9 protein-coding genes are annotated in these 12,045 nt (G+C 73.8%); 4 read left to right on the top strand and 5 right to left on the bottom strand.

Annotated features, from left to right (window positions below):
- Positions 1 to 122 precede the first annotated feature (122 nt).
- Both ACIQFZ_RS34005 and ACIQFZ_RS34000 read left to right on the top strand, forming a co-directional pair.
- Positions 123 to 875, top strand: a complete 753-nt coding sequence (locus tag ACIQFZ_RS34005) for an HAD family hydrolase (protein ID WP_402693030.1) — start codon at positions 123 to 125, stop codon at positions 873 to 875.
- Complete coding sequence (locus tag ACIQFZ_RS34000) at positions 872 to 3,214, top strand: glycosyl hydrolase family 65 protein (RefSeq protein WP_365424417.1); 2,343 nt, start codon at positions 872 to 874, stop codon at positions 3,212 to 3,214. Before ACIQFZ_RS34005 ends, ACIQFZ_RS34000 begins: the two co-directional genes overlap by 4 nt.
- A 35-nt stretch (positions 3,215 to 3,249) precedes the next feature.
- On the opposite strand, the gene ACIQFZ_RS33995 is transcribed toward ACIQFZ_RS34000, so the two are convergent.
- Positions 3,250 to 4,143 carry a M56 family metallopeptidase gene (locus tag ACIQFZ_RS33995; RefSeq protein ID WP_365424415.1) on the bottom strand — a complete coding sequence of 298 codons (894 nt, stop codon included), beginning with the start codon at positions 4,141 to 4,143 and terminating at the stop codon, positions 3,250 to 3,252.
- On the bottom strand, positions 4,140 to 4,523 hold the full coding sequence (locus ACIQFZ_RS33990) for a BlaI/MecI/CopY family transcriptional regulator (protein WP_141355372.1): 384 nt from the start codon (positions 4,521 to 4,523) through the stop codon (positions 4,140 to 4,142). Before ACIQFZ_RS33990 ends, ACIQFZ_RS33995 begins: the two co-directional genes overlap by 4 nt.
- A 231-nt stretch (positions 4,524 to 4,754) precedes the next feature.
- Between ACIQFZ_RS33990 and ACIQFZ_RS33985 the strand changes: the two genes are divergently transcribed.
- On the top strand, positions 4,755 to 6,251 hold the full coding sequence (locus tag ACIQFZ_RS33985) for a hypothetical protein (protein WP_402693029.1): 1,497 nt from the start codon (positions 4,755 to 4,757) through the stop codon (positions 6,249 to 6,251).
- Positions 6,252 to 7,069: 818 nt separating this feature from the next.
- On the opposite strand, the gene ACIQFZ_RS33980 is transcribed toward ACIQFZ_RS33985, so the two are convergent.
- From ACIQFZ_RS33980 to ACIQFZ_RS33970, 3 genes are read right to left on the bottom strand one after another with little or no spacing between them, the layout of a single operon-like run.
- Positions 7,070 to 7,798 (bottom strand): phosphatase PAP2 family protein, encoded by a 729-nt coding sequence (locus ACIQFZ_RS33980; RefSeq protein WP_402693028.1) that lies wholly within the window; start codon positions 7,796 to 7,798, stop codon positions 7,070 to 7,072.
- The gene (locus ACIQFZ_RS33975) at positions 7,795 to 8,397 is read right to left on the bottom strand and encodes a phosphatase PAP2 family protein (protein ID WP_402693027.1); all 603 of its coding nucleotides are present in this window, start codon (positions 8,395 to 8,397) and stop codon (positions 7,795 to 7,797) included. The genes ACIQFZ_RS33980 and ACIQFZ_RS33975 overlap by 4 nt, the downstream gene beginning before the upstream one ends.
- Positions 8,394 to 9,062 (bottom strand): DedA family protein, encoded by a 669-nt coding sequence (locus tag ACIQFZ_RS33970; RefSeq protein ID WP_365436331.1) that lies wholly within the window; start codon positions 9,060 to 9,062, stop codon positions 8,394 to 8,396. Before ACIQFZ_RS33970 ends, ACIQFZ_RS33975 begins: the two co-directional genes overlap by 4 nt.
- Before the next feature lie 355 nt (positions 9,063 to 9,417).
- On the opposite strand from ACIQFZ_RS33970, the gene efeU reads away from it, so the two are divergent.
- Entirely contained in the window at positions 9,418 to 12,012 is a 2,595-nt protein-coding gene (gene efeU / locus ACIQFZ_RS33965; RefSeq protein ID WP_402693026.1) for an iron uptake transporter permease EfeU, read from the top strand.
- Positions 12,013 to 12,045 lie beyond the last annotated feature (33 nt).

Below are 12,045 nucleotides of genomic sequence, written 5' to 3'. Positions count from 1 at the left end.
GCCGGGAGCACGATGGCCGCGGGACTGACGACCGTTCGCCGCGACTGAACGTCAGATGCGGCATCGGCCGGATGTGGCACTCGACACCCTCTCAAAGCCGCGATGCGGGGAAAGGTGCCTTTATGACACAGCTCGGTCTGCCCGAAGACATCACCGTCTGCCTCTTCGACCTCGACGGGGTGGTCACCAAGACGGCCGTGGTGCACGCGGCCGCCTGGAAGGAGACGTTCGACGCCTTCCTGCGCGAGCGGGAGGGCGCCGGCTTCCGGCCCTTCGACCAGGTCGCCGACTACGACGAGTACGTCGACGGCCGCCCCCGCGCCGACGGGGTGCGCACCTTCCTCGCCTCCCGCGGCATCGAACTGCCCGAGGGAAGCCCTGACGACCCGCCGGACGCCCCGACGGTCAACGGGGTCGGCAACCGCAAGAACGAACTCCTCCTGGAGAAGATCCGTACCGAGGGTGTGGAGGCGTACGAGGGCACCCTGCGCTACATCGGGGCCGTCCGGGCCGAGGGCCTGCGGACCGCGATCGTCTCCTCCAGCGCCAACACCCGGGACGTCCTGCACTCCATCGACGCCGAACACCTCTTCGACGTCCGCATCGACGGAGTGGTGGCCCGCGAACGCGCGCTGCCCGGCAAGCCCCGGCCCGACACCTTCCTGGCCGCCGCCCGCGACCTCGGCGTCGAAGCCGGGCGGGCCGCCGTCTTCGAGGACGCGCTGGCCGGCATGGAGGCGGGCCGCTCGGGCCGCTTCGGATACGTCGTCGGTGTCGACCGCGTGGGCCAGCGCGACGCGCTGTACGCGCACGGCGCCGACGTGGTCGTCAAGGACCTCGCCGAACTTCTCGGCGCGGGAGGAGGAACCGCGTGATCACCCACCGTTCGTACGCCGTCGAGCCGTGGACCGTGCGCGAGACGGAACTCAGCCTCGACGTCCTCGCCCAGAGCGAGTCCGTCTTCGCGCTGTCCAACGGGCACATCGGCTGGCGCGGCAACCTCGACGAGGGCGAACCGCACGGACTGCCCGGCTCCTACCTCAACGGCGTGTACGAGGTGCACCCGCTGCCGTACGCGGAGGCCGGCTACGGCTACCCCGAGTCGGGCCAGACGCTCATCAACATCACCAACGGCAAGGTGCTGCGGCTCCTCGTCGACGACGAGCCGTTCGACCTGCGCTACGGCCGGCTGGTCTCCCACGAGCGCACCGTCGACCTGCGCCGCGGGGTGATGGAGCGGACCTGCGAGTGGATCTCCCCGGCCGGCACGACGGTCCGGGTGCGCTCCACCCGCCTGGTCTCCCTCACCCAGCGGTCGATCGCCGCGGTCGCCTACGAGGTGGAGCCCGTCGGCTCCCAGGCCCGCGTGGTCATCCAGTCGGAGCTGGTGGCCAACGAGCAGATGCCCCAGTCCGACGGCGACCCCCGGGCGGCGATGGCCCTGGAGTCCCCGCTGGAGCCGGAGGACGACTTCGCCTCCGGCGAACGGCTGCGGCTGGTCCACTGCACCCGGCACAGCGGCCTGCGGGTGGCCGTGGCCGCCGACCACGTCGTCTCCGGCCCCGAGCACACCAGGACCGACAGCGAGAGCCATCCCCACCTGGCCCGGCTGACGGTCACCTCCGTCCTCGAACCGGGACAGCGGCTGCGGGTGGAGAAGTTCGTCGCGCACGGCTGGTCCGGCGCCCGCTCCCTGCCGGCGATGAGCGACCAGGTCGACGCGGCCCTGGCGGCCGCCGCGCACGGCGGTTGGACCGGCCTGGTCGAGGAACAGCGGGCGTACCTCGACGACTTCTGGTCCTGTGCCGACGTCGAGGTGGACGGCGACGAGGAGATCCAGCAGGCCGTCCGCTTCGCCCTCTTCCACGTCCTTCAGGCCGGCGCCCGCGCCGAGGAGCGGGCGATCGCGGCCAAGGGGCTGACCGGCTCCGGCTACGACGGGCACGCCTTCTGGGACACCGAGATGTTCGTGCTCCCCGTGCTGACCTACACCGCGCCCGACGCCGTGACCGAGGCACTGCGCTGGCGGCAGAACACCCTGCCCGCCGCCCGGGAGCGCGCCGCCCAGCTGGGCCTGCGCGGCGCCGCGTTCCCCTGGCGGACCATCGAGGGCCAGGAGGGGTCGGCGTACTGGCCGGCCGGCACCGCCGCCTTCCACGTGAACGCCGCCATCGCGCACGCCGTGGTGCGCTACGTCGCGACGACGGGCGACGAGGACTTCGAACGCGACACCGGAGTCGAACTGCTCGTCGAGACGGCCCGGCTGTGGCGCTCGCTGGGCCACCACGACCACCACGGCACCTTCCACATCGACGGCGTCACCGGACCCGACGAGTACAGCGCGATCGCCGACGACAACACGTACACCAACCTGATGGCCCGGGCGAACCTGCTGGCCGCGGCAGACGTCGTCGAACGCCATCCGAAGGAGGCGGAGCGGCTCGGCGCCGACGACGAGGAGAGCGCCACCTGGCGGGACGCGGCCGAGGCGATGAACCTCCCGTACAACGCCGAGCTGGGCGTGCACGAGCAGCACGCGGGTTTCACCCGTTACCAGCGCTGGGACTTCGCCGGCACCCGCGCCGACCAGTACCCGCTGCTGCTGCACTTCCCCTACTTCGACCTGTACCGCAAGCAGGTGATCAAGCAGGCCGACCTGGTGCTGGCGATGTACACCTGCGGCAGCGAGTTCGACGAGGAGCACATCGCCCGCAACTTCGCCTACTACGAGCCGCTGACCGTACGGGACTCCTCGCTGTCGGCCTGCGTGCAGGCCGTCATCGCCGCCCAGGCGGGACATCTGCGCCTGGCCTACGACTACGCGGCCGAGGCCGCCCTCATGGACCTGGAGGACCTGGAGCACAACACCCGCGACGGGCTGCACATCGCCTCCCTGGCCGGTACCTGGCTGGCGCTGGTGGCCGGGTTCGGCGGCACCCGCAGGGCCGGTGAGGAACTGTGGTTCTCGCCACGGCTGCCGGAGAAGTTCAGCCGCCTCGCCTTCACACTCCAGTTCCGCGGCCGCCGGCTGCGCGTGGAGGTCACCCAGCAGAGCGCCACGTACTCGCTGCTCGACGGGCCGACCATGACGATCCGTCACCACGACACCCCGGTCACGCTCCGCCCGGGAGCCGCCACGGCCCGCCCCGTCCCACCGCCGAAGCACCTGCCGGCCCCGGAGCAGCCCCCGCACCGCAAGCCCAATGCCGGCTGACGCGCGCGCTCCTCTCCGTACGGGACGCCCTCGGCCTACGGGACGATGTGCACCAGCAGGCGCAGCAGGTCGCCCGTGGCGTCGGCGGCGCCCAGGGCGGGCAGCGCACCGAGGGCGAGGACGGCCGCCGCGACCGAGCGCAGATACGGCGGCGGGGCGGACTGGAGCGCCGCGATACGGCGGGTGACGGCGCGATCGGTGAAGCCCAGGGCGCACGAAGGCTCCGCCCGCCCGGCCGTGAGCGCCGCGCGGGCGAGCGCGCGGGCGGTGGTGGTGCGGTCGCCGACCACCGCGGCGGCCCGCTCGTCCGCCCAGCGCTCGACGAGGAAGGACACCTGGTCGCGGACCGACCCGAGCAGCGGGTTGGCCGCGCAGGCCAGCCTGGCCGTGGTCACCAGCAGCGCGTGCCGGTGCGCCAGATGGGCGCGTTCGTGGGCGAGCAGCACCCGGCGCTCGACCGGCTCCAGCGCGCCGAGCATCGCCTCGGTGACCAGGATCCGGCCCGGTGAGCCGGGGATGGCGAACGCCCGCGGCACGGGCGAGGCGGCGACGATGAGTTCGGTGTCCCCCGGTTGCCCCTCGCACAGCCGCCGCAGCGTACGGCGCGTGGCGTACTCGGCGCGGACGGCCCGCCACAGCCGGTGGGCGATCAGCGCCAGGGCCGGGCAGGCGGCGATCCCGATCGCCTCGGGCACCGGGTCCGGGATGACGTGGCCGGCCTCCCGGGCCTCGGCGACGACCGGCGGGGCGTCGTTGAGGAGGGTGGCGGCCAGCAGGACGAGGGACCACACGGTGGCGGCGGCCGTCACCGCGGCAGCGGCGGTCAGCACGCGCGCGGCCAGGGCGGGGGCCACTCGTCGGCCGACCGCGGGACTGATCGCGGCGAGCAGCGCGGACAGCGCCAGCGGGGTGTAGACGTCGACCGTCACGCGGCGCCTCCGGTGAGCAGTTCGCGCAGGGCCCGCTCCTCCTCGGGGCTCAGCCCGGTCACGAACTGCTGGAGGGCGGCGATCGGATCGGGACCGCGGTCCAGGGCGTCGTGCATCGCCTGGGCGGTCAGCTCGGCCGCGTTCTTGGCCGGCCGGTAGGCGCCCCGCCGCCCGTCCACCTCGCGCAGCACCAGGCCCTTGTCGTACAGGCGCTTGAGGATGGTGTGCACGGTGTTGTAGGCCAGGCCGCCGCCGATCTCCAGCTGGATCTCGGCGGGGGTGAGCGGGTGCTCCGTGGACCACAAGGCCGCGAGGACCTCGCTCTCCAACTCGCCCGAACTGCGCCGTTCCACCCTGCCGTGAGGCCCTCTTCCAGCCATGCCCTCAACCTTACAGCGCGTAGGGGGTCAGGCGTCCGGCGGCGTCCCGCCCGGCACGTGGGCGCGGCGCGGGTTAGTTTGTCCGTGTTTTCCCTGACGTCGTACCTGTTTTCCCTGACGTGTTACTTGTTTCTCTGACGTCCTACCTGGTTCCTGCTTACCTGGTTCCTGCGCCGGCGGCGCGGAACGCGGGGAGTCCGAAACCCCGCGGTGCGGGGGTGAGGGGTGGAGATGGCCGACAGTACGCACGCCATACTCGCCGGGACGCGGCGAGCGGGACCGGGGTCCGGCTCCGCCCGCGCCCGCCGGGCCCGCGGCGACGTCCTCGTGGCAGCGGTGGCCGCCGCCTTCACCCTCGCCCAACTCCTCCTGGTCCGCCCCGGCATGGGCCTCGGCTGGGACGAGTCCATCTACGTCAGCCAGGTCAGCGGACACGCGCCGGCCGCCTACTTCAGCGCCCCGCGCGCCCGCGGCGTCTCGCTGCTCGTCGCGCCGGTCGCCTCCTGGTCGTCGTCCACCACGCTGCTGCGCGTCTACCTCGCGGTGCTCTCCGGGCTCGCCCTGTACTTGGCCCTGCGCGTGTGGCGGCATGCGTTCCGCTCCGGTGTCCTGGCCCTGGCCGGCGCCCTGTTCGCCTCCCTGTGGGTGACCCTGTTCTACGGCCCGCAGGCCATGCCCAACTACTGGGTCGCCATCGGCGCCCTCGCCTGTGCGGGCTGCTACCTGCGGGTCCGGACTGCCCGGCGCGACCTCACCGCACTGTGGGGCCTGGCCGGCGGCGCCGCCCTCATGGCGTTGATGCGTCCCATGGACGCCGTCTGGGCGGTCCTGCCCCTGCTCACCCTCGCCCTGCTGGAGCGGCGCTGGAAGCCGCTCGCCGCGCTGCTCGCCGGACTGGTGGCCGGGTCTGCCGAATGGGTGATCGAGGCGTACGTCGCCTACGGGGGCCTGTTCCAGCGGCTGTCCGACGGATCCGCCATACAGGGCGGCCTGGGCTGGCACTTCGCCGTGGCCGACCAACTGCGCAGCCTGGGCGGGCGCGCCCTGTGCCGGCCCTGCACCGGCGCGCAGCCGAACCTGGCCGTCACCGCCTGGTGGTACGTCCTGCCGCTGCTCGCCCTGCTGGGCCTCGCCCTTGCCGTGCGCGCCCGGCGGAGCCCGCCCACGCTGGTCGCGCTGGCCTGCGCGGCCACGGCCGCCTTCCCGTACCTGTTCATGATCGGATACGCGGCGCCCCGCTTCCTGCTGCCCGCCTACGCCCTGCTCGCGATCCCGGCCGCCGACGCCCTCGTCCACCTTCTCAGAGCGCCGAACGGCAGGTGGCGGCCATTTGCCGTGTCCCTGGCCGCCGTTGGCCTCGCCGGGCATCTGGCGGTGCAGTACGCCGTCCTCGCCCACACCGTCCACCGCACCACCGTCGACCGCCGCGCCTGGTCCGGCACCGCCGCCACGCTGCACCGCCTCGGAGTGCGCCCGCCCTGTCTGCTCACCGGTGAGGAGGCCATCCCGATCGCCTTCTACACCGGCTGCGGTTCGGCCGCCGTCGCGGGCCCCAACACCAACAGCACCCCGGCGGCCATCGATCAGGCCGCACGGCGCCTGCCGGTCGCCGCCCTCACCACCGCCGACGGCACCCCGCCCGCGTACGCCCGCACCTGGCCCTCCCACCGCTTCGGCGACCTGCGCCTGTACGTCGCACCCCAGGCGCGCAAGGCCACCGGCCCCTGACGCTCCGGGCTCCGCAACCGTCACCAACGCGCCGCGCCCGCGGGCCTGGTGGCACGACCGGGGCAATGGCTCGCGACGGCGGTGTGTCTCCCGGCCAGGGCGGCCGGCGCCGCGCTCCTGCGGACCCTCCCGGCCCGCGGCCACGGGCCGGTTGGCGTGCAGCGCCTTCGCCGCCACGGCCTCGCTCGCCGCCCGGGCGGGCCGGCCCTGGCCCGGCGGGGCGCGGTGGCCGAGTCGCTGCCCGGTGGGCGGCTCGTGGCAGCTGGCCAGGTACGGCTGCCAAGCGGTTGCGACCGTGTCCTGTGGGCCTTCCCGGTCCGCGACTACGGGCCGGTTGGCGTGCGGGGCCTTCGCCGCCACGGCCTCGCTCGCCGCCCGGGCGGGCCGGCCCTGGCCCGGCGGGGCGCGATGGCCGAGTCGCTGCCCGGTGGGCGGCTCGTGGCAGCTGGCCAGGTACGGCTGCCAAGCGGTTGCGACCGTGTCCTGCGGGCCTTCCCGGTCCGCGACTACGGGCCGGTTGGCGCGCAGCGCCGTGCGGCCGCCGCGTACACCCCCGCGCCGAACCGGCCGGTGGCCGGCGAGATACCCCCGTCGCCGACGAGAACGACCTCGGCCGTCTGTTCGGCGCGGTCTCGTAGACCAGTTGTTCGGGGCCCCGCGCCGGTGTGGCCGAGTCGCTGCCCGGTGGGCGGCTCGTGGCCGCGCGGTTCGCCGCCGGGGGTGCCGCCCCCGGTCTCCGTCGTCGGCCGGTCGCGGCGGTGGGTTCGCGTCGAGGGGTGGGTCGAGGTTTCCGTCGTGCAGGCCGCGACGGCGGGGCGTCACGCAGGGCGTGACCGCCCTCGACCGCCGGAACCCTGGTCCGCATGTTCCTCCACCGGCCCTCCGGCTCTCGTGGTCAGCTCGGACACGAAGCCGGATGGCAGCCACCAGGCCGCCGCGCACAGGCACACCCCGAGCCAGCCCGCGGCGAAAAGCCAGCCGCCGATCACGTCGGTGAACCAGTGCACCCCGAGATACACCCGGGTCAGCCCCACCAGCGCGCCCCAGCAGCCGACGACGAGGCACACCGCTCCACGGCCGCGCGGGGCACGCACGACTATCGCCAGGATCACCAGCCCGGCGGTCAGCGCGGACGTGGTGGTGTGCCCGGACGGGAACGACCAGGCCGAGGCGTGGGCCGCCCAGTCCTGCCGCGGCGGACGTGGCCGGGAGATCAGCTCCATCACGCCGTAGCGCAGGGCCTGGCCCGCCACCAGGCAACCGAGACCGAGAGCGGCCGTGACCGCACGCTGCCGGGCCGTGCGGCCGACGGCGAGGCCGGCCAGCGCGACGAGCAGGTACGGGACGACCCCCGTCCCCGTGGCGGTGAGCCCGCGGGCCACCGCCACCGCCACCGCCGGGCGGTGGTCGAGGGACCAGGAGAGCAGGGTGTCGTCCACGGACAGGGGGGTGCCATGGCCGCCGACGACCAGTCCGAGCACGGCGAACGCGGCCCAGGCGCCGAGCCCCGCACTGCCCGCGAGGTCGGCGGTGTCCCGGGGCCTCATGACACCAGCAACGGCCGCAGCCGCGTCGCGGCCAGGCGCCGGGCGAGTATCTCCGGCCGGCGCAGCAGCGCCTTCATCACGACGTAGGCCACCAGGCCGCCGGTCAGGAGCCCGGCCGCCACGTCGTGCGGATAGTGGGCGCCGACCCAGACCCGGGAGGCGGCCATCGCGACGGCGGCCACGCAGGCGATCGCGCCGAGCCGGCGCGAGACGAGGAGCAGCGCCACCGCGGCCGCGGCGGCGATCGCCGCGTGGTTGCTGGGGAAGGACCAGTCGGTGCGGGCCGGACAGGCCTCCAGGGTGACCACGTGCAGCGTGCGGCACGGGCGCACCTCGTGCACGAGCAGCTTCACCAGCGAGTTGACGGCGTAGGCGAGCACCACGACGAGTGGCACCACCAGGGCCGTGACCGCCGTCCCGGCGTCCACCCGGCGGGAGCGCCACCAGACCGCGAGCATCAGCACGGCGAACACGGCCAGGCCGTAGGCCGACCACACCGTCACCATGTCGTCCCACCACGCGGGGGAGCGGCGGGCCAGGTCCACCACGTCCGAGTACAGGGGGCCGTCGATGGACGAGCCCGACAGGGCGAGGATCATCCGCGCGCCTCCTTGGCCTTCGCGGCCCGGCGCGAGCGCAGGACCTCCGGGACGAGCGGGATCAGCGACACGATCACGATAAGTCCGATCACCGGGAGCAGATACTTGTCGATGTTCGGGACGGAGGAGCCGAGCGCGTACCCCGCGAGGGTGAGGCCGACGCTCCAGACGAGACCGCCGACGACCTGCCACAGGGTGAACGTGCGGGTCGGCACGCCCAGGGCGCCGGCCATCGGGTTGAGCACCGTACGCACCACCGGCACGAAACGGGCCAATACGATCGCCTTCGCGAACCCGTACCGCTCCAGGAGTTCCTCTGCGCGAGCGGCGCCCTCGTGCAGGCGCGGGGAGCGGCTGCGGGCGAGCAGGGCGCCGCCCGCCCTGCGCCCCAGCAGGAAGCCGCACTGCGAGCCGGCGAGCGCGCCGACGACGGCCGCGACCAGCAACGGGGCCAACGACAGCCGCACACCCCGGTCGGCCGTGCCGGTGCACAGCAGGCCCGCGGTGAACAGCAGCGAGTCGCCGGGCAGGAAGAAGCCGATCAGGAGCCCCGTCTCGGCGAACATCACCACGCCGACGCCGAGCACGCCGAAGGCGGCCAGCAGCGACTGGGCGTCCAGCACATTGACAGCGAGCTGCGACGACAGGTGCAGGGGTGCGATCATCGTCGCGGGCCCTTTCCGTCGGGTCGGCGGGCGCGAGACTGAGGGCACCGGCCGAGTGACTACAAATCTGTAGACCGTCTACGTCACTGTAGACGACGGAAACCCTCCGGGCGTTCCCGTGGTCGCCCCAACGAGTGAAACAGGTCGCCCGGTCGGACGCGCGCACGTCGCCTGCGCGGCGAGATCGGTTGTGACCGAGGACTCCCGTGCCCACGCCGACCTTTACCGGCCTATTGCCGCTTCATGACCAGCCGACTACACGCCTGTAGTCATGATGGATCACGAAGTTAGGCATGCCTTCGCTAACCCGGTCCCAGAGTGGCTGGGGCGGTGTGCCAGGGAGGGGCCGTACGGCATGTGGGACGACGCGTTTCCGAGTTTCCTGATCGGGCTGAGAGAGGGACTCGAAGGCGGACTGATCGTCTCCATCCTCGTTGCCACCCTGGTCCGGGCCGGAGCCAAGTCCCGGCTGCCGCAGGTGTGGACCGGCGTCCTCGCGGCCGTCGCGCTCGCGATGAGCTTCGGCGCGGTGCTCACCTTCACGGCGGCCTCGCTGTCCGCGACCGCGCAGGAGGCGTTCGGCGGTGCCCTCAGCGTCGTGGCCGTCGCGTTCGTCACCGCCATGGTGTTCTGGATGCGCCGCTCGGCCCGCAGCCTCTCCGGTGAGATCAAGGAGAAGGTGGCCGACGCGCTCGGCATGGGCGCCGGTGTGCTGATCCTCACCTCCTTCCTCGCGGTGGGCCGAGAGGGCCTGGAGACGGCCCTGTTCCTGTGGACCACCGCCCGCGCGGCCGGCGAGTCCGCGGGACCGCTGACGGGCGCCGGGATCGGTCTGGTCCTTGCGGCCGGCCTGTGCTGGGGCCTGTACCGGCGGGTGCTGAAGATCAACCTCACCAAGTTCTTCACCGCCACCGGCGCCGTACTGATCGTGATCGCGGCCGGCGTCCTCGGCTACGGCCTGCGCGACCTCCAGGAGGGCGGAGCCCTTCCCGGCAAGGTGGCGTACGCCGTCGACCTCGGCGGCACCGTCGACGCGGGCTCCTGGTACAGCACCCTCGTCCAGGGAGTCTTCAACCTCACCCCGACGATGACCTGGCTCCAAGTCCTCGGCTACGCCGGCTACCTCGCCGTGGTGATGACCCTGTTCGTCCGGGGCATACGCGCCACGAAGCCGGTGTCCGCCACGAAGCCGGTGTCCGCCACGAAGCCCGTGCCCGCCACGGCGCCGACCGGCACGACGGCCGCTGCTTTGCCGGAGGCCGCGCGGGGCGCCGGTGCCGAGAGCGGGCCTCAGGCAGCCGCCGGGAGCGGGACGCGTGCCGCTGCCGGGGCCGAGGCCCCGGACGGTAGCCCTGTCGGGGCGGCGGCCGAGGCCGGGCCGGCGGCCGCCGTGGCGGCTGAGGACAGGGACCGAGCCGCCGCCGGGCCGCACGCGAGGACCGCCACTGCGGCGACGACAGCGACGGCGACCGGGACGCCCGCCGGCTCCCGGGCCGGGACGCCCGCGGTTTCCCGGGCCGGGACGCCCGCGGTTTCCCGGGCTGAGACGCCCGCCATGTCCCAGGCCGGGACGCCCGCGGTTTCCCAGGCCGAGATGCCCACCGTTTCCGGGACCGTGACGCCCGCCGCCTCCCACGCCGAGACCCCCGTAGCCTCCGGGGCCGACGACTCGTCCGGTGGTGACGGCGTCGGTGGGGTGCGGGCCGAGGGGGCCGACCCGGCGCGGAGGCAGGACCGCGGCGTCCGCGAGACACCGGCCGAACCGCACGCGCAGGCGGCCGTCGCCCGCCGGAGGCGTCCCGCCTGGGTCGTGCCCGTGGCCGTCGTCGCGGTGCCCGCGGTCGTCGCCGGACTCGTGGTCGCCCTGGGACGGCCCAAGCCCGCCGGAGCCCAGACCGTCGCCGTCTCGGAGACCGAGTGCGGCAAGGGCTTCACCGCGCCCCGGCCGGGACGCCAGACGTTCCAGATGCAGAACACCGGGTCGAAGACGTCCGAGGTGTACCTGATCGACCCGGCCACCAACGCGGTCTACGGCGAGATCGAGGGCCTGGCCCCCGGCACCACCCGCGACCTGGTCGCCACCGTCGCGGGCGGCAGCTACGCCTGGCGCTGCGTGCCCACCGGCGGCACGGCCGTCACCTCCAAGGCCGTCCGGGTCGGCGGCGGGGCAGGGGCCACGGCGGTCGTCCCGGTGTCCGAGCAGGACCTCGCCACCCCGCTCAAGGAGTACAAGCAGTACGTCGAACGCGGTCTGGCCACGCTCGTCGCCCAGACCGGCCGGTTGAACGCCGACATCCAGGGCGGCGACCTCGACGCGGCCCGCGCCGACTGGCTGACCGCCCACCGCACCTACTCCTCCCTCGGCGCCGCCTACGGCACCTTCGAGGACTTCGACAAGAAGATCAACGGCCGGCCCGACGGGCTGCCCGGCGGAGTGGACGACAAGGACTTCACCGGCTTCCACCGCATCGAGTACGGCCTGTGGCACGGCCAGAGCGCGGACCGCCTGAAGGCCGCGGCCCAGCAGCTCGACGACGACGCCGCCGGCCTGCGCAAGGCCTTCCCCGCGCAGGCTTTCGACCCCGGTGACCTGCCGCTGCGGGCCCACGAGATCCTCGAGAACACCCTCCAGTTCGAGCTCACCGGCCAGACCGACCAGGGCAGCGGCACCGAGCTGGCCACGGCCGACGCCAACCTCGCCGGCACCAGCGAACTGCTCACCGTGCTCAAGCCGCTGCTGACCTCCCGCGCCCCGCACCTGCTGCCCACGCTCGACGCGGACACCGTCCGGCTGCGGAAGCTGCTCGACGCGGCCCACCAGGGGAACGCCTGGACCCCCGTGAACCGGCTCGACGCGATCACCCGGGCCCGTCTCGACGGGGCCACCGGACAGCTCCTGGAGGACCTCGCCCCCGTACCGGACCTGCTGGAGATCCGGAAGTCCGCCTGATGACCGCACCGCGCGCCGTGACACCCGAGACCG

Source organism: Streptomyces sp. NPDC093064, from assembly GCF_044754605.1.
Classification (GTDB): domain Bacteria; phylum Actinomycetota; class Actinomycetes; order Streptomycetales; family Streptomycetaceae; genus Streptomyces.
This window is presented reverse-complemented; position numbering and strand designations above follow the sequence as displayed.